Genomic DNA, 16,972 nt, shown 5'->3' on the forward strand with positions numbered 1-16,972 from the left:
GCTTCCGACCGCCCCGCCAGCAGGGAGGCTCGTACATGCATTCCGATACCGCGCAGGACCGGACCACCGCGCCCTCCGCGCCCACCTGGGACCCCCAGCAGTACCTCCGGCACGCCGGACACCGCGCCCGCCCCTTCGTCGACCTGCTGGCCCGGATACCCGAGCTGCCCGGCCGGCCCGCCCGCATCGCCGACCTCGGCTGCGGCCCGGGCAACGTCACCACCCTGCTCGCCGACCTCTGGCCCGAGGCCCGCGTCACCGGCTTCGACCTCTCCCCGGAGATGCTGCACCGCGCCACCGGGGAGTACGCCGGGCCCACCGCCGGCGGCGGCAGCCTCGACTTCCGGCTCGGGGACCTGGCCACCTGGCTCCCCGAGGAGCCGTACGACCTGATCGTCTCCAACGCCGCCCTGCAGTGGGTCCCCAGCCACCCCGGCTCCTTCGGCCCGTGGATCAACGGCCTGCGCCCCGGCGGCACCTTCGCCTTCCAGATCCCCGGCAACTTCACCGCCCCCAGCCACGCCCTGCTCGCCGAGATCTGCGACGCCCCCCGCTGGCGCTCCCGGCTCGCCGGGCACGGCGCCCACTACGTGCACCTCCTCGAACCCGCCGAGTACCTGGCCCGGCTGACCGAGCTCGGCTGCGCCGTCGAGGTCTGGGAGACCACGTACTTCCAGCTGCTCCAGGGCGCCGACCCGGTGCTCGACTGGGTCAAGGGCACGGCCCTGAGGCCCGTCCTCACCGCCCTCGGCGACGACCGGGACGCCGTCGACGCCCTGCTCGCCGAGTACCGGGACCGGCTGCGCGAGGCCTACCCGCCCGGCCCCCGCGGCACCGTCTTCCCGTTCCGCCGCATCTTCGCCGTCGCGCGCAAAGAGGGCTGACAGCCGCCCGCGGGCGGTGCGGCCGGCGCGCGACGGCGCCCCGCCACCGGAAGCCTCCGGTGGCGGGGCGCCGCCCGTGTCGCCGTACCTGCCCGCGGGGTCAGTTCTTGCGCCGGCCCACCAGCTGTGGCTTGGACTCCAGGCGGTCCAGCCCGTGCCAGGCCAGGTTCACCAGGTGCGCGGCGACCTCCGCCTTCCCCGGGCGGCGGACGTCCAGCCACCACTGCCCGGTCAGCGCCACCATCCCGACCAGCGCCTGCGCGTACAGCGGGGCCAGCTTCGGGTCGAAGCCCCGGGCCTTGAACTCCAGACCGAGGATGTCCTCCACCTGCGTGGCGATGTCGCTGATCAGCGACGCGAAGGTGCCCGTGGACTGGGCGACCGGGGAGTCGCGCACCAGGATCCGGAAGCCGTCCGTGTACGACTCGATGTAGTCCAGCAGCGCGAACGCCGCCTGTTCCAGCAGCTCCCGCGGGTGCCCGGCCGTCAGCGCGCCCGTCACCCCGTCCAGCAGCTGGCGCATCTCCCGGTCCACGACGACCGCGTACAGGCCCTCCTTGCCGCCGAAGTGCTCGTACACCACCGGCTTGGACACCCCGGCCTTCGCCGCGATCTCCTCGACCGACGTGCCCTCGAAGCCCTTCTCCGCGAACAGGGTCCGGCCGATGTCGAGCAGCTGCTGGCGCCGTTCCACGCCCGTCATCCGCACTCGGCGACCGCGCCGCGGCTTGTCGCTGCTGGAATTCCCGCCGTCGTTCGCCACGCCCCCCATCATGCCGCGTTCGACTCGTTTTCCCTGCGCCGGGCGTCGATGCGGGCCGCGGACGGCCAGCGCACGTCCGTGGCCCAGCCCAGTTGCTCGAACCAGCGGATCAGCCGCGCACTGGAGTCGACCTGGCCGCGCAGCACCCCGTGCCGGGCCGAGGTCGGGTCGGCGTGGTGCAGGTTGTGCCAGGACTCCCCGCAGGACAGGACCGCCAGCCACCACACGTTGCCCGAGCGGTCCCGGGACTTGAACGGCCGCTTGCCCACCGCGTGGCAGATCGAGTTGATCGACCACGTCACGTGGTGCAGCAGCGCCACGCGCACCAGGGAACCCCAGAAGAACGCCGTGAACGCGCCCCACCAGGACATCGTCACCAGACCGCCCACCAGCGGCGGGATCGCCAGCGAGAACATCGTCCAGAAGATGAAGTCACGCGAGATCCGCCGGATCGCCGGGTCCTTGATCAGGTCCGGGGCGTACTTCTGCTGGTCGGTCTGCTCCTCGTCGAAGAGCCACCCGATGTGCGCCCACCACAGGCCCTTCATCAGGGCCGGGAGCGTCTCGCCGAACCGCCACGGCGAATGCGGGTCGCCCTCGTGGTCCGAGAACTTGTGGTGCTTGCGGTGGTCCGCCACCCAGCGCACCAGCGGGCCCTCCACCGCCATGGACCCCATGACGGCCAGGGCGATCCGCAGCGGCCGCTTCGCCTTGAAGGAACCGTGCGTGAAGTAGCGGTGGAACCCGATGGTGATCCCGTGGCACGCCAGGAAGTACATGAAGACCATCAGGCCGAGGTCCAGCCAGCTCACCCCCCAGCCCCAGGCCAGCGGGACGACCGCCAGCAGGGCCAGGAAGGGGACGGTGATGAACAGCAGGAGGGCGATCTGCTCGACGGACCGCTTGTTCTCGCCGCCGAGCGTCGCCGACGGCGAGGAGGTGTCGGAGGACGCCGGGGCGTCCTCGATCAGATCGGGACTGACGGTCATGGGGGTCCCCTGGGGGTGAGGAGTCGGCGAGGGGGCACCACCCAGCGGTGCTGGGGGAGCCGGGAGAGCACGGAGCCTACGGACCCGTAACCTACGGCATCGTAAGTATGGCAAAGCAGGGGGCGAGGGCAAGAGGAGCGCGGCCCCGGAGAGTCGCCACAGGCCGTGCACACGGCGTACGCGCGACGTCCACAGCCCGTGCACGGCCCGCCTCGCGGCCGCCTCGCGAGACAACTGACCGGACACGGGGATCGGACACCTATCCTGTTCTCGTCGGACAGCGCGGTCCGTACGGGCAGCCCGGGCTGCGCATCAGGAGCGGCAGTGCCGCGTGCGACCGGGAGCCCACCGCCCAGTAGCGCTCGAAACACTGCAAGGAGCCGCACCTGTGAGCAGTGCTGACCAGGCCCCCCGGGCCTCCCAGCCGGCAGCCCCCCTCACCCCGGCCGCCACCGCGAACGCAGAACTGCGCGCGGACATCCGCCGCCTCGGCGATCTCCTCGGGGAGACCCTCGTACGTCAAGAGGGCCAAGACCTCCTGGACCTCGTCGAACGCGTCCGCGCCCTCACCCGCACCGACGGCGAGGCCGCCGCCGAGCTGCTCGGCGACATCGACCTGGAGACCGCCGCCAAGCTGGTGCGCGCCTTCTCCACCTACTTCCACCTCGCCAACGTCACCGAGCAGGTGCACCGCGGCAAGGAGCTGCGCGCCCACCGCGCCGCCGAGGGCGGGCTCCTCGCCCGCACCGCGGACATGCTCAAGGACGCCGACCCCGAGCACCTGCGCGAGACGGTCAGGAACCTCAACGTCCGCCCGGTCTTCACCGCGCACCCCACCGAGGCGGCCCGCCGCAGCGTCCTGAACAAGCTGCGCCGCATCGCCGCGCTGCTGGAGGAGCCCGTCACCGGCGCCGGCGACCGCCGCCGCCACGACCTGCGCCTCGCCGAGAACATCGACCTCGTCTGGCAGACCGACGAGCTCCGCGTGGTGCGCCCCGAGCCCGCCGACGAGGCCCGCAACGCCATCTACTACCTCGACGAGCTGCACGCCGGCGCGGTGGGCGACGTCCTGGAGGACCTCGCCGCCGAGCTCCAGCGCGTCGGCGTCGAGCTGCCCCCCGGCACCCGCCCCCTGACCTTCGGCACCTGGATCGGCGGCGACCGCGACGGCAACCCGAACGTCACCCCCGACGTCACCCGGGACGTGCTGATCCTCCAGCACGAGCACGGCATCACCGACGCCCTGGAACTCGTCGACTTCCTGCGCGGGCTGCTGTCGAACTCCATCCGCTACACCGGCGCCACCGAGGAGCTCCTCGCCTCGCTCCAGGCCGACCTGGAACGCCTCCCCGAGATCAGCCCGCGCTACAAGCGGCTGAACGCCGAGGAGCCGTACCGACTCAAGGCCACCTGCATCCGGCAGAAGCTCGTCAACACCCGCGAGCGCCTCGCCCGGGGCACCGCCCACGAGGAGGGCCGCGACTACCTCGGCACCGCCGAGCTGCTCGCCGACCTCACCCTCATCCAGACCTCCCTGCGCGAACACCGCGGCGCGCTCTTCGCCGACGGCCGCATGGACCGCACCATCCGCACCCTGGCCGCCTTCGGCCTCCAGCTCGCCACCATGGACGTGCGCGAGCACGCCGACGCGCACCACCACGCGCTGGGCCAGCTCTTCGACCGGCTCGGCGAGGAGTCCTGGCGCTACGCCGACATGCCGCGCGAGTACCGCGGCAAGCTCCTCGCCAAGGAACTCCGCTCCCGGCGCCCGCTGGCCCCCACCCCGGCGCCGCTCGACGCCGCCGGCCAGAAGACCCTCGGCGTCTTCGGCGCGATCAAGGACGCCTTCGAGAAGTTCGGCCCCGAGGTCATCGAGTCGTACATCATCTCGATGTGCCAGGGCGCCGACGACGTCTTCGCCGCCGCCGTCCTCGCCCGCGAGGCCGGCCTCATCGACCTCCACGGCGGATGGGCCAAGATCGGCATCGTGCCGCTGCTGGAGACCACCGACGAGCTGCGCGCCGCCGACGTCATCCTCGACGAGATGCTCGCCGACCCGTCGTACCGGCGCCTGGTCTCACTGCGCGGCGACGTCCAGGAGGTCATGCTCGGATACTCCGACTCCTCCAAGTTCGGCGGCATCACCACCAGCCAGTGGGAGATCCACCGCGCCCAGCGCCGGCTCCGCGACGTCGCCCACCGCTACGGCGTGCGGCTGCGCCTCTTCCACGGCCGCGGCGGCACCGTCGGCCGCGGCGGCGGCCCCTCGCACGACGCGATCCTCGCGCAGCCCTGGGGCACCCTGGAAGGCGAGATCAAGGTCACCGAACAGGGCGAGGTCATCTCCGACAAGTACCTCGTCCCGTCCCTGGCCCGCGAGAACCTCGAACTGACCGTCGCCGCCACCCTGCAGGCCTCCGCCCTGCACACCGCGCCCCGCCAGTCCGACGAGGCCCTCGCCCGCTGGGACGAGGCCATGGACACCGTCTCCGACGCCGCCCACGCCGCGTACCGCGCGCTCGTCGAGGACCCGGACCTGCCCGCGTACTTCTTCGCGGCCACCCCCGTCGACCAGCTCGCCGACCTGCACCTGGGCTCGCGCCCCTCCCGCCGCCCCGACTCCGGCGCCGGCCTCGACGGCCTGCGCGCCATCCCGTGGGTCTTCGGCTGGACCCAGTCCCGCCAGATCGTCCCCGGCTGGTACGGCGTCGGCTCCGGCCTCAAGGCCCTGCGCGAGTCCGGCCGCGCGGAGGCGCTGACCGAGATGGGCGAGCGCTGGCACTTCTTCCGCAACTTCCTGTCCAACGTCGAGATGACGCTGGCCAAGACCGACCTGCGGATCGCCCGGCACTACGTCGACACCCTCGTACCCGACCACCTCAAGCACGTCTTCGCCCGCATCGAGGCCGAGCACGAGCTGACCGTCCGCGAGGTCCTGCGCATCACCGGCGGCGAGAAGCTCCTGGACTCCCACCCGGTGCTCCAGCAGACCTTCTCCGTCCGCGACGCCTACCTGGACCCCATCTCCTACCTCCAGGTCTCCCTGCTGGCCCGCCAGCGCGCCGCCGCCGCCCGCGGCGAGGAGGCGGACCCGCTGCTCGCCCGCGCCCTGCTGCTCACCGTCAACGGTGTCGCCGCGGGCCTGCGCAACACCGGCTGACCCGCCGCACCACGGCACACGGGAGCCCCCGCACCCTTCCGGTGCGGGGGCTCCCGTACGTCCGTTCCTACGCGTTGTACGTGGACTGCGCGCGCTCCAGACCCTCGGAGACCAGGCTCTCCACGGCATCGGCGGCCCGGTCCACGAACCAGTCGAGCTCCTTGCGCTCCGTCGAGGAGAAGTCCTTCAGCACGAAGTCCGCGACCTGCATCCGGCCCGGCGGCCGGCCGATGCCGCAGCGGACCCGGTGGTAGTCGGGGCCCATCGACTTCGTCATCGACTTCAGGCCGTTGTGGCCGTTGTCCCCGCCTCCCAGCTTCAGCCGCAGCGTCGGATAGTCGATGTCCAGCTCGTCGTGGACCGCGACGATCCGCTCCAGCGGCACCTTGTAGAAGTCGCGCAGCGCCGTCACCGGGCCGCCCGACAGGTTCATGTACGTCATCGGCTTGGCCAGCACGACCCGGCTGCCCGCCGGTCCCGGCGGTCCGAAGCGGCCCTCGACCACCTGGGCCCGGGCCTTGTGCGCCTTGAACTTCCCGCGGATCCGGTCCGCCAGCAGGTCGGCCACCATGAACCCGATGTTGTGGCGGTTGCCCGCGTACTCCGGTCCGGGGTTGCCGAGGCCGACGATCAGCCAGGGCGCCGCGTCGTCCGACATCAAATGCTCCTTGAGCGGGAACGACCGCCGTCCCGCTCCAGTGGAGCCGGACGGCGGTCGGTCAGCAACTGCAGAGGGGGGAGGGGGAGGCTCAGGCCTCGGTGCCCTCGGCCTCGGCGGTCGGCTCCTCGGCCTGCGGGGCGACGACCTGGAGGACGGCGATGTCGCCGTCGACGGCCAGGGTGGTGCCCTTGGGGAGGACCAGGTCCTTGGCGTGGATGGTGTCGCCGGCCTGGAGGCCCGCGATGGAGACGGTGACCTCGGTCGGGATGTGCGTGGCCTCGGCCTCGACGGAGATGGTGTTCTGGAGGGTCTCCAGCATGTTGCCGCCGACGGCCAGCTCGCCCTCGGTGACGATCGCGACGTCGACGGTGACCTTCTCGCCCTTCTTGACGATCAGGAAGTCGACGTGGGAGATGGAGCGCTTCAGCGGGTGGCGCTGCACGGCCTTCGGGATGACCAGCTCGGTGCCGGCGCCCGCGATGTCCAGGGAGAGCAGGACGTTCGGGGTGCGCAGCGCGAGCAGCAGGCCGTGGCCCTCGACGTCGACGTGCTGGGGGGCGGTGCCGTGACCGTAGATGACGCCGGGAACCTTGCCCGCGATGCGGGCCTGGCGGGCGGAGCCCTTGCCGAACGACGTGCGGACCTCGGCGGAAAGCTTGACCTCGGACATGCTCACTCCTCGTGGGGTGACGGAAGAACGGACTGGTCACCCGGCCGGAACGGCCTGCTACGAAGAGCGCGTCGATAACGGAGCATCCGTACCGGAAAAAAAGGTACGGCCTCCCTCGCCGAGCAACTCATGGAGTGTACCCGGCGGGAGAGGCCGTACCAAAAAGGATCTACCGCGTCCGCGGCGCAGCGGTTACTGCTGCTCTTCGAACAGGCTGGTGACCGAGCCGTCCTCGAAGACCTCGCGCACCGCGCGCGCGAGCATCGGGGCGATCGAGAGCACCGTGATCTTGTCGAGCTCCAGGTCGGACGGGTCCGGCAGGGTGTTCGTGAACACGAACTCGCTGACCTTGGAGTTCTTCAGGCGGTCGGCGGCCGGGCCCGACAGGATGCCGTGCGTGGCCGTCACGATGACGTCCTCCGCGCCGTGCGCGAAGAGCGCGTCGGCCGCGGCGCAGATGGTGCCACCGGTGTCGATCATGTCGTCGACCAGGACGCAGACGCGCCCCCTGACCTCGCCGACGACCTCGTGGACGGTCACCTGGTTGGCGACGTCCTTGTCGCGGCGCTTGTGCACGATCGCCAGCGGGGCGTCCAGGCGGTCGCACCAGCGGTCGGCCACGCGCACGCGCCCGGCGTCCGGGGAGACGATCGTCAGCTTGGTGCGGTCCACCTTGGCGCCGACGTAGTCCGCGAGGACCGACAGGGCCGACAGGTGGTCCACCGGGCCGTCGAAGAAGCCCTGGATCTGGTCCGTGTGCAGGTCGACCGTGAGGATGCGGTCCGCACCCGCGGTCTTCAGCAGGTCGGCGACCAGACGGGCCGAGATCGGCTCGCGGCCCTTGTGCTTCTTGTCCTGGCGGGCGTAGCCGTAGGACGGGACGATCACGGTGATGGACCGTGCCGACGCGCGCTTCAGCGCGTCGATCATGATCAGCTGCTCCATGATCCACTTGTTGATCGGAGCCGTGTGGCTCTGCATCAGGAAGCAGTCCGCGCCACGAGCGGACTCCTGGAAGCGGACGTAGATCTCGCCGTTCGCGAAGTCGAAAGCCTTGGTCGGCACGAGGCCGACACCCAGCTGGTGCGCGACCTCCTCGGCCAGCTCGGGGTGGGCGCGGCCGGAGAAGAGCATCAGCTTCTTCTCGCCGGTCGTCTTGATCCCGGTCACAGCACTGTCTCCTCAGACGTGTGGGAAAGCTGCTCGCCCCCGTGTGCGTCCGTCCCGCACACGGTGAGCCAGCCGAATTGCGTGCACCTATCACGGTACGCCGTCGCGGGCGCACCTGTTCCCGCCGGTTCTGCTCAGTGGCGGGCGGCGTCCTCCGGGGCCGCGGACTGCGCCGCGGTCGCGGCGGCGCTCCCCGGACGCTTGCGGGCCACCCAGCCCTCGATATTCCGCTGCTGGCCGCGGGCCACGGCCAGCGCACCGGGCGGCACGTCCTTGGTGATCACGGAGCCGGCCGCAGTGTAGGCGCCGTCCCCGATGGTGACGGGCGCCACAAACATGTTGTCCGAGCCCGTCTTGCAGTGTGAGCCGATGGTGGTGTGGTGCTTGTGTTCACCGTCGTAGTTCACGAACACGCTGGCCGCGCCGATGTTGGTGTACTCGCCGATCGTGGCGTCGCCCACGTACGACAGGTGCGGCACCTTGGTGCCCTCGCCGATCGTCGCGTTCTTCATCTCGACGTACGTGCCGGCCTTGGCCTTCGCGCCGAGGTTCGTGCCCGGGCGCAGGTACGCGAACGGCCCCACGGTCGCCGACTCGCCCACGACCGCGCTGTCGGCCACCGTGTTGTCCACGCGGGCGCCCGCGTGGACGGTCGTGTCCTTGAGGCGGGTGTTGGGGCCCACCTCGGCACGCTCCGCGACGTGGGTGGCGCCGAGGAGCTGGGTGCCGGGGTGGATCAGCGCGTCCTGGCCGAAGGTGACGGTCACGTCCACGAACGTGCTGGCCGGGTCCACGACCGTCACGCCCGCGAGCATCGCCTGCTCCAGCAGGCGCGCGTTCAGCAGTGCGCGGGCCTCCGCGAGCTGCACGCGGTTGTTGATGCCGAGGATCTGGCGGTGGTCGCCGCCGACCGCGGCGCCGACGCGGTGCCCGGCCTCGCGCAGGATGCCGAGGACGTCGGTGAGGTACTCCTCGCCCTGGCTGTTGTCGGTGCGGACCTTGCCGAGGGCGTCGGCGAGGAGGGTGCCGTCGAAGGCGAACACCCCGGAGTTGATCTCGCGGACGGCGCGCTGGGCGTCCGTGGCGTCCTTGTGCTCGACGATGCCCGTGACCGCGCCGTCGGCGCCCCTGATGATCCGTCCGTAACCGGTGGAGTCGGGCACCTCGGCGGTGAGGACGGTGACGGCGTTGCCGTCGGTCTCGTGCGTGCGCGCGAGCTGGCGGAGCGTCTCCCCGGTCAGCAGCGGGGTGTCGCCGCAGACGACGATCACGGTGCCGGTGACGTTCCCGCCGAGCTCTTCCAGGGCCATGCGGACCGCGTGCCCGGTGCCGTTCTGCTCGTACTGGACGGCGGTGCGGACCTCGGGGTCCACGGCGGAGAGGTGCGCGGTGACCTGCTCGCGGGCGTGTCCGACGACGACGACGAGGTGGGCGGGGTCCAGCTCGCGGGACGCGGCGACGACGTGACCGACGAGCGAGCGCCCGCAGATCTCGTGCAGGACCTTGGGGGTGGCCGACTTCATGCGGGTGCCTTCCCCCGCTGCGAGTACGACGACGGCTGCCGGGCGGTTGGCGCTCACGGGTGGGCCCTTCGGCTTCGGGGGTGGACCCGTGAAGGATAGCGGGGGCCCCGTGCCCCCCAACGAAGGCGGGTCCCGACCGTGGAGGTCAGGACCCGTACGTGCGGAGCTCCCCCGCCAGGACTCGAACCCGGACATAAGGCACCAAAAGCCTCAGTGCTGCCAATTACACCACAGGGGATGGCGGTCCAGTCTAAAACGGACATCGACTCGGCCCGCTGCGGCTAGACGCCCCTACTATGCCGCACCAGGTGCCCCCGACGCGACGGTCTACGGCGGCGCTTCGCCCGGCGCGACGCACCGGGCGGCCCGCTCGGGCGTCCGTACGTGCACCGACCGCGGCCCCGGAAATCCGGTCGGCGGGGCGCGGGGGGCGCTGGCTAGGGTGGAGCGCATGACCAGTACGGGGGAAGTGGAAGGCCGCGCTGGGCCGCCTTTGTGGTGGGTGCGGCGGCGGGATCTCTGGGTGGACGTGACGCTCGGCGGGCTGTCCGTCGTCGAGTGCGGGTGGGAGGGCGTGCTCTTCGCACGCGAGGCGGGGCTGCCGACCGCGGCCGGGGTGCTGTTCGGCATCGTGGTGGGGGCGGTGCTCGTGCTGCGGCGGCGCTGGCCGATCGCCGTGGTGCTGGTCGGGATCGCCGTGGCGCCGGCCTCGATGGGGTTCCTGCTCGGGGTGGTGGGGCTGTACACGCTGGCCTCCTCCGAGGTGCCCCGGCGGATCATCGCGACGCTGGCCTCGATGTCGCTGGCCGCGACCTTCGTCGTGATGTACCTGCGGACCCGCGGCGACGTGGAGGCCGATCCGACGCTGGTGGTGGTGCTGTCCGGGTTCGTGGCGGTGGCGCTGACCGTGCCGCCCGTGCTGTTCGGGCTGTACATCGGGGCCCGGCGACGGCTCATGGAGAGCCTCCAGGAACGCGCGGACTCCCTGGAACGGGAGCTGTCCCTGCTGGCCGACCGGGCGGAGGAGCGGGCCGAGTGGGCCCGGACCGAGGAACGGACCCGCATCGCGCGGGAGATGCACGACGTCGTCGCGCACCGGGTGAGCCTGATGGTGGTGCACGCCGCGGCCCTGGAGGCGGTGGCGCTGAAGGACCCGGCGCGGGCCGCGAGGAACGCCGCGCTGGTCGGGGACATGGGGCGCCAGGCGCTGACGGAGCTGCGGGAGATGCTCGGGGTGCTGCGGGCCGCCGGGAAGCCGAAGCCCGTCGTGGCGCGGCCGGCGGCGGCTCCCGTGACCGCCGGGCCGGCCGGGGCCTTCGAGGACGGGCCCACGATCGGCGAGCTGGAGGTGCTGGTCGGGCAGTCGCGGACGGCCGGGATGGCCGTCGAGATGCTGGTGCACGGCGAGGGGGCGGCGTACGCGGCGGAGGTGGAGCAGACGGCGTACCGCGTGGTGCAGGAGGCGCTGACGAACTGCCACAAGCACGCCCCGGGCGCGCGCGTCGTGGTGCGGCTCGCGCACCGCGACGGGGAGGTCGCGATGCAGGTGGAGAACGGGCCCTGCGACGGGACCTCCGCCGAGCCCGGGCTGCCGAGCGGGGGCAACGGGCTCGTCGGGATGCGGGAACGGGTGCTCGGGCTGGGCGGGGTCTTCGTGTCGGGTCCGACGGACGAGGGCGGCTTCAAGGTGTCGGCGGTCCTGCCGGTCCGCTAGGCGCTGAACCCGGGCAGGCGGGCGGGCGGGCAGGCGGGAGCGGTGGTGCCGGCCCTCCGGGCGCGGGGTGTCGGGGCGGGTCTGCCGGGCCGGTTCGCCAAGGCGCGGCTTCGGCGGGGTGAGCCGGGTGGGCCGGGCGTGCCGGGCTCCGGCTCGCGGCGGGCGCGGGGTGCGGCCGGCCGTTCGGGGCGCGTGGCGTCGGCCCCTGTGGGCAGCCCCGCTGTGGTGCGGGCTGCCCGTTCCGGCTGCGCGGCGACCGAGAGGAGTCCGCGCGGCGCGGAAGTGGCCGGCCCTGGGGGGCGGGCCGGGTCCCGCCCCCCCGCCGGTCAGGCGGTGGTGAGGCGGGTGGGCTGGAGGCCCGTCAGCAGGAGCGTCAGGGCCTCGTCCACGCTCGCCCCGAGGTACCAGTCGCCGGTGTGGTCGATGCCGTACACCCGGCCCTCCGCGTCGAGCGCGAGGTGGGAGCCGCCGTCGGACTCGACGCCGAGCGGGCAGAGCGTGGTGGACAGGGCGCGGCCGAGGTCGGCGAACGTGCGGGCCAGGTGCAGGCCGGTGAGCGGGTCGATCCGGACGGGGACCGGCGCTATCTGGCGGCCCGGCCCGGGGGCGGTGACCGTGAGGCCGCCGAACTCGGCCCAGGCCTCGACGGCGGCGGGGAACACGGTGTGCCGGTGCCCGGCGGGGGTGGTGTGGTCCCGGAGGGCGTCGGCCCAGTACTCGGCCTGCTTGATGTCCCAGCGGCCGGGTTCCCAGCCGGCGATGCGCAGGGCGGAGTTCACGGCGACCGGGAAGCGGGTGGCCGCGGAGCGGTCGTAGGACGCGGAGGTGCTGGTCATGGCTACTCGGCTGGGGTGAGGTCGACGGAGCGTACGCCGAAGTGGGCGAGGAGGGCCTCGCAGGAGCGGCAGGGGGGTGCGTAGCTGCCGTGGAGCGGGTCGCCGTCCTCGCGGATGCGGCGGGCGGTGATCTTCGCGTGCTTGAGGGAACGCCGGGCCTCGCTCGCGGCGAGGGGCTTGCGGGAGGCGCGCTTGGAGCGGGCGCCCTCGACGGCCGCCAGGTGGCGGGAGAGGAGGAGCGCCTCCGGACATCGGCCGGTGAAGCGTTCGCGCTGGCCGCTGGTGAGGGTGTCGAGGAAGTCCTGGACGAGGGGGTGCAGTACGGGAGGGTGGTCGGCCTTGCCCGCGGTGCCGGTGAGGGTCTCGCCGCGTACGGAGAGGGCGGCGGCGACCGTCGGCAGGATCCCGTCGCGGCGGAACCGCAGGACGGGCGGGGTGGGGCGGCCGTCGGCGCTGCCCCAGCGCAGGCGCGGGTCGCCTGCGGGACCGCCCGGCTCGGCGGGGCCCGCGGGTGCTCCTCGGCCTTCCGCTGCTTCCCCTTCTTCCGTGGGCCTCGTCCCTTCCCGTGCCGGTGTGCCTTCGGGTGCTTCCGTAGCCGCTCGGTCTCCCGGTGTTCCCGGGCCTCCCGCGGCGGTTTCGGCCGGATCCGGCCGTGTTGCCGTGTGGTGCATGGTCGCGCTTTCCCTCCCGTGGCGGCGGTGGTGGCCGCTGTCGCGCACGCCCCCGTGCCGCGGGGACAGCCTGCCAAATGTCACCTGTCATGCGGAAGCGGGGTCGAATTTTCGTATCAATTCGGATGTTCCTGGCCCGAGCCCGGAGGCATGGCCTACGTGCGGGTGAGCCTCTTGCCCCAGCGCATAGGCTGTGGCGAACCAGCCAGATCCAGCAGGGGGCTACCGCCATGACGACAGGTCGGCTCGGGCAGCAGGCCGCGCCACCCAACGCCGCTTATTCGGGGCAGGTCGTGCATTTCCCGGACCCCGTCCGGGCCGCTCGGCATCCCCGCGGAGTGCGGATGGGCGGCAACGGGCATCCGGACTTCTCCGCGTACGCCCGCGCGGCGGTCGAGATCGCCGACCCGCCCGAGGGCTTCGGCGTCGACGAGCTGCGGCTGACGGACTGCGTGTCCGCGAACGCCGCGATGCGGGCCGCCGGGCACGAGCTGTGGGACACGGTCGGCCCGGTGGCGACCCCGCACGGCTGGACCTGGCACCACGTGTCGGGCTCGCGGCGCATGGAGCTGGTCCCCGTCGAGGTGAAGGCGCTGCTGCGGCACCACGCGGGACTGGCGACGGCTCCGGTGGACCACGACAAGCGCGGGACGCGGGCCCTCCAGGAGGTGCGCCCGGTGCACATGGGACTGCCGAAGTCGGTGGTGTCGGTGTCCGAGGAGCAGGTGCAGGGCGTCGAGGAAGACCTCGGCTACCGGCTGCCGGAGGCGTACCGCTCGTTCCTGAAGGCCGCGGGCGGCTGCGCGCCGGTGGGCGCGGGGCTGGACGTGGACCTCGGCCTGCTGGTGGACCAGCCGTTCTTCACGGTGCGCGAAGAGGCGGCGGTCAACGACCTCGTGTACGTCAACAAGTGCCTGCGGGACCACCTGACGAAGGACTACCTGTGCGTGGCCTTCGTCCAGGGCGGGCTGCTCGCGCTGAAGGTGAGGGGAGAGGGCACCGGTTCGGTGTGGTTCTCCCCGTACGACGACGCCCGCGACCGGGACGGGTGGTCGGTGCAGGAGCGCGTGGAGCGGTTGTTGCTGCCGTGCGGCGCTGATTTCGATGCCTTCCTTGAGCGGCTGGCGGGCAATCCGCCGGAGCTGGAGACGGTGGCCGGTCTGATGGTGGACGGCGGATTCGCACGCTCGGTTCCCGTGGTGCGTGCCGGTTCGGATGAGGGGTGACGGCGCGGTGGTGACGTTTGCGCAGGCGCAGGAGCGCGCCGAGGAGTGGATCAACGGGGACGTGCCCGGCTACCAGCACCGCGAGGTGCGGGTACGGGAGTTCGGGCTCGGGTTCGTGGTGTGGGCGGAGGACCGGGCGGCCGGTCCGGTGTCCGGGGGCGGCCGGCAGCGGCTGGTCATCGCCCGGGACAGCGGCGAGGTGACGCTGTGGCCGGGGCTGCCGGTGGGTGAGGTGATCCGCCGGTACGAGGAGGAGTACGGGGCGGCGGCCGCGGCCGTGGCCTCGGAGGCTTCCGTTCCGCCGCCGCGGATCGACTCGGAGCAGACCTCGTTCATGCTGAGCCCGCCGGAGTGGCTGCAGGAGGCGGCGGACCGGGCCGGGATCCCGCGCGGACCGTCGTCGTCGCCAGCGTCGGCCGCCGCCGCTTCGTCTCCGGCTTCGGGCTCGGGCTCGGGCTCGGCCGCGGGCTCGGGCTCCGGATCGGCTGCGGCCGCGGGACCGGCTCCTGCGTCGGCTTCTGCCTCTGGCCCGTCCTCGTCCTCGTCCCCTTCTTCTTCGGCGTCGTTGTCTTCTTCTTCCGCTTCTTCCGCCGGGGCTTCCTTCCCCTCCTCTTCTCCCTTCTCCTCCCCGGCGCCCGTGCAGGAGAACGCCTCCGTGCCCGCCGCGGAGCCCGCCGACGTTCCGCCGGCGCCCGTGGCCGCCGTGCCGCTGCGGCGCGGGGGTGAGATCCCGTACGAGCCGACCGCCAACGACGGCGTGCCGACGGCCGTGCCGTCCGGGGCCACGCCCTGGGCGGGGACCGACGTGAACCCCGGGGCGGACGACGCGTCCGTGGCCCTGCCCGCGACCGTGTTCGCGCCCCCGCTGTCCGGGTCCGACCTGGAGGACGGTCCCTCGTCCGGGGTGGCCCCGGAGGCGAAGACCACGCTCATGGCCGGCGGCAGTCAGCTCCCGCCCACGGCGGTCGTGCCGGCGCTCGGGTCCCGGGCGGGCGACATCGCCGACGCCCCGACCAGCAAGGCCCAGATCTCCCGGCCGGGCTCGCGCGGCCCCGGTCCGGCGCCCGTGCCGCCGGGTCCGCCCGGTGCGCCCGGTGTGCCCGGTGCCCCGGGCCCGGGACAGCCTCCCGCTCCTCCCGCTCCTCCCGCTCCGCCCGGTCCGCCGGGCGGGGGCGCGCACCATGCCGCGACCATGCTGGCCGGTCCCGGTGTACCGCGGCCGCCCGGCCCGCCGGGGGCTCCCGGCGCGCCCGGCGGCGGGTTCGACCACGCGGCGACGATGCTCGCCGGTCCCGGCGTCCCGCAGCCTCCGGGCCCGCCCGGCGCGCCCGGTGCTCCGGGTACGGGTGCGGGTACGGGTACGGGTCAGCCTCCGGCTCCGCCGGCTCCTCCGGGTCCGCCCGGGGCCCCCGGCGGGGGCGCCCACCACGCCGCCACGATGCTGGCCGGTCCCGGTGTACCGCAGCCGCCCGGCCCGCCGGGGGCTCCCGGTACCCCGGCCGGCGGCATCGACCACGCCGCGACGATGCTGGCCGGCCCCGCCGTGGGCCGCCCGCCCGGTCCCCCCGGCCCGCCGCCGGGCGGACCCGTGGCGCAGCCTCCGGCGCCCACCGGCGCGCCCACGGTGGGCCCCGGCTATCAGGCCGTGCTCCGCTACCGCGCGCCCGACGGTTCCGAGCAGCAGCTGATCCGCCGCTCGGCGCCCGGCACCCCGCACCCGGAGTGGCAGATCCTGCACGAGCTGCGCGCGATGAACGTGCCGCCGCAGCAGGTGCTGGAGCTGCACACCGAGCTGGCGTCCTGCGAGCTGCCCGGCGGTTACTGCGCCCGGATGATCAGGGAGACCTGGCCCCAGGTGCGGATCACCAGCGTCGCCCCGTACGGGACGGACCACGCGGGCCGCCAGCAGGGCATGCGGCACCTGCTCACCCACCAGGGGGAGCTGCACCAGGTGGCCGACGGCCCGGCGCGCCCCGCGCCGGTACGGGCCCCCCTGCCGCAGGTCCCGCTCCAGCCGGCGATCCCGCTGGACGCCATCGCGCAGGAACTGGCGGGGGCCTTCGGCCCGCAGGGCGTGTTCCGCTTCGAGCAGCGCGCCGTGTCCCGTCAGGGCGTGCCGGAGATCGTGGCGCAGACCCTGATGTGGGCGGGCGTACCCGTCGACTTCGGGCCGTTCTTCTGGGGCCAGGCGGTACCGGGCCAGCCCGTGCCGACGCTGGCCGAACTGGCCGGGCAGCGGCAGGTGCAGCCGGCGTCGGACGCGGGCTCGTACCTCGTCGTCGGCAGCGACTTCGGCAAGGCGCTCTGCGTGCAGTACGGGACCGCGAGCATCGTGGCGGTGCCGGTGGAGGGCGGTCCGGGCGGCGCCCCGGTACCGCCGCAGTTCGTGAACTCGAGCCTGCCGCAGTTCGTACGGTCCCTGGCGATGCTGGGTCACATGTGGCGGCTGCGGCAGCATCTGACGCCGGAGCAGGCGGGCCGCTGGACCGTCGATTTCCAGGCGAATCTTGCGGGCCTCGACAGCGCCGCGCTGGCGTCGCCGGAGAACTGGTGGTCGGTGCTGCTGGAGCAGATGTGGGACGGACTGCTGTGATCGCGGGCTGATCCGAAGATCGGTTGAATGGCCGGGGCGAGACCTTCGAACAGGGTCGCGGCCCGGCCATTCCGGCTTCCGCTCGCAAATGACGCATCCTTGACAGGAATCC

At 73.1% G+C, this 16,972-nt stretch carries 13 protein-coding genes and 1 tRNA gene; 5 read left to right on the forward strand and 9 right to left on the reverse strand.

Annotated elements, in window-relative coordinates; genetic code table 11:
- Positions 1-35: 35 nt before the first annotated feature.
- Positions 36-884 (forward strand): trans-aconitate 2-methyltransferase, encoded by an 849-nt coding sequence (locus tag OTB16_RS20720; RefSeq protein WP_267721775.1) that lies wholly within the window; start codon positions 36-38, stop codon positions 882-884.
- Between the two features lie 100 nt (positions 885-984).
- Here the strand turns inward: OTB16_RS20720 and OTB16_RS20725 are convergent, their stop codons facing one another.
- Entirely contained in the window at positions 985-1,656 is a 672-nt protein-coding gene (locus OTB16_RS20725; protein WP_267721964.1) for a TetR/AcrR family transcriptional regulator, read from the reverse strand.
- Positions 1,656-2,636, reverse strand: a complete 981-nt coding sequence (locus tag OTB16_RS20730; protein WP_267721776.1) for an acyl-CoA desaturase — start codon at positions 2,634-2,636, stop codon at positions 1,656-1,658. The genes OTB16_RS20725 and OTB16_RS20730 overlap by 1 nt, the downstream gene beginning before the upstream one ends.
- A gap of 388 nt (positions 2,637-3,024) precedes the next feature.
- Here OTB16_RS20730 and ppc point away from each other — a divergent pair, with 388 nt between their 5' ends.
- Positions 3,025-5,796, forward strand: coding sequence for a phosphoenolpyruvate carboxylase (ppc, locus tag OTB16_RS20735; protein ID WP_420717760.1), 2,772 nt, complete (start codon positions 3,025-3,027; stop codon positions 5,794-5,796).
- Between the two features lie 67 nt (positions 5,797-5,863).
- Here the strand turns inward: ppc and pth are convergent, their stop codons facing one another.
- From pth to OTB16_RS20760, 5 genes are all read right to left on the reverse strand, one after another.
- A complete protein-coding gene (gene pth / locus OTB16_RS20740) occupies positions 5,864-6,454 on the reverse strand; it encodes an aminoacyl-tRNA hydrolase (RefSeq protein WP_267721779.1) in 591 nt (196 codons plus the stop codon).
- 91 nt (positions 6,455-6,545) lie between these two features.
- Entirely contained in the window at positions 6,546-7,127 is a 582-nt protein-coding gene (locus tag OTB16_RS20745; protein WP_267721782.1) for a 50S ribosomal protein L25/general stress protein Ctc, read from the reverse strand.
- A 192-nt stretch (positions 7,128-7,319) separates the two neighbouring features.
- Positions 7,320-8,297 carry a ribose-phosphate diphosphokinase gene (locus OTB16_RS20750; RefSeq protein WP_267721784.1) on the reverse strand — a complete coding sequence of 326 codons (978 nt, stop codon included), beginning with the start codon at positions 8,295-8,297 and terminating at the stop codon, positions 7,320-7,322.
- A gap of 134 nt (positions 8,298-8,431) precedes the next feature.
- A complete protein-coding gene (glmU, locus tag OTB16_RS20755; RefSeq protein WP_267721787.1) occupies positions 8,432-9,877 on the reverse strand; it encodes a bifunctional UDP-N-acetylglucosamine diphosphorylase/glucosamine-1-phosphate N-acetyltransferase GlmU in 1,446 nt (481 codons plus the stop codon).
- A gap of 109 nt (positions 9,878-9,986) precedes the next feature.
- Positions 9,987-10,058, reverse strand: a tRNA-Gln gene (locus OTB16_RS20760).
- Positions 10,059-10,271: 213 nt separating this feature from the next.
- On the opposite strand from OTB16_RS20760, the gene OTB16_RS20765 reads away from it, so the two are divergent.
- Positions 10,272-11,534 (forward strand): sensor histidine kinase, encoded by a 1,263-nt coding sequence (locus tag OTB16_RS20765; protein WP_267721788.1) that lies wholly within the window; start codon positions 10,272-10,274, stop codon positions 11,532-11,534.
- A gap of 326 nt (positions 11,535-11,860) precedes the next feature.
- Here OTB16_RS20765 and OTB16_RS20770 read toward each other — a convergent pair whose 3' ends face one another.
- Positions 11,861-12,370, reverse strand: a complete 510-nt coding sequence (locus tag OTB16_RS20770; RefSeq protein WP_267721789.1) for an SUKH-3 domain-containing protein — start codon at positions 12,368-12,370, stop codon at positions 11,861-11,863.
- Between the two features lie 2 nt (positions 12,371-12,372).
- The gene (locus OTB16_RS20775; RefSeq protein ID WP_267721966.1) at positions 12,373-12,837 is read right to left on the reverse strand and encodes a YwqJ-related putative deaminase; all 465 of its coding nucleotides are present in this window, start codon (positions 12,835-12,837) and stop codon (positions 12,373-12,375) included.
- A gap of 434 nt (positions 12,838-13,271) precedes the next feature.
- Between OTB16_RS20775 and OTB16_RS20780 the strand changes: the two genes are divergently transcribed.
- Together OTB16_RS20780 and OTB16_RS20785 are read left to right on the forward strand one after the other, a co-directional pair.
- The gene (locus OTB16_RS20780) at positions 13,272-14,267 is read left to right on the forward strand and encodes an SMI1/KNR4 family protein (protein WP_267721790.1); all 996 of its coding nucleotides are present in this window, start codon (positions 13,272-13,274) and stop codon (positions 14,265-14,267) included.
- A gap of 7 nt (positions 14,268-14,274) precedes the next feature.
- Positions 14,275-16,860, forward strand: coding sequence for an SUKH-4 family immunity protein (locus OTB16_RS20785; protein ID WP_420717761.1), 2,586 nt, complete (start codon positions 14,275-14,277; stop codon positions 16,858-16,860).
- Positions 16,861-16,972: the final 112 nt, after the last annotated feature.

The sequence above is a fragment of the Streptomyces antarcticus genome, from assembly GCF_026627255.1.
In the GTDB taxonomy this organism is placed as follows: domain Bacteria; phylum Actinomycetota; class Actinomycetes; order Streptomycetales; family Streptomycetaceae; genus Streptomyces; species Streptomyces antarcticus.

What these genes read in the sequence shown, in the direction of transcription:
- OTB16_RS20745 (WP_267721782.1), bottom strand. Translation starts at nt 7,127, where the DNA reads ATGTCCGAGGTCAAGCTTTCCGCCGAGGTCCGCACGTCGTTCGGCAAG.
- OTB16_RS20770 (WP_267721789.1), bottom strand. Translation starts at nt 12,370, where the DNA reads ATGACCAGCACCTCCGCGTCCTACGACCGCTCCGCGGCCACCCGCTTC.
- OTB16_RS20765 (WP_267721788.1), top strand. Translation starts at nt 10,272, where the DNA reads ATGACCAGTACGGGGGAAGTGGAAGGCCGCGCTGGGCCGCCTTTGTGG.
- OTB16_RS20780 (WP_267721790.1), top strand. Translation starts at nt 13,272, where the DNA reads ATGACGACAGGTCGGCTCGGGCAGCAGGCCGCGCCACCCAACGCCGCT.
- OTB16_RS20725 (WP_267721964.1), bottom strand. Translation starts at nt 1,656, where the DNA reads ATGGGGGGCGTGGCGAACGACGGCGGGAATTCCAGCAGCGACAAGCCG.
- OTB16_RS20730 (WP_267721776.1), bottom strand. Translation starts at nt 2,636, where the DNA reads ATGACCGTCAGTCCCGATCTGATCGAGGACGCCCCGGCGTCCTCCGAC.
- OTB16_RS20720 (WP_267721775.1), top strand. Translation starts at nt 36, where the DNA reads ATGCATTCCGATACCGCGCAGGACCGGACCACCGCGCCCTCCGCGCCC.
- pth (WP_267721779.1), bottom strand. Translation starts at nt 6,454, where the DNA reads ATGTCGGACGACGCGGCGCCCTGGCTGATCGTCGGCCTCGGCAACCCC.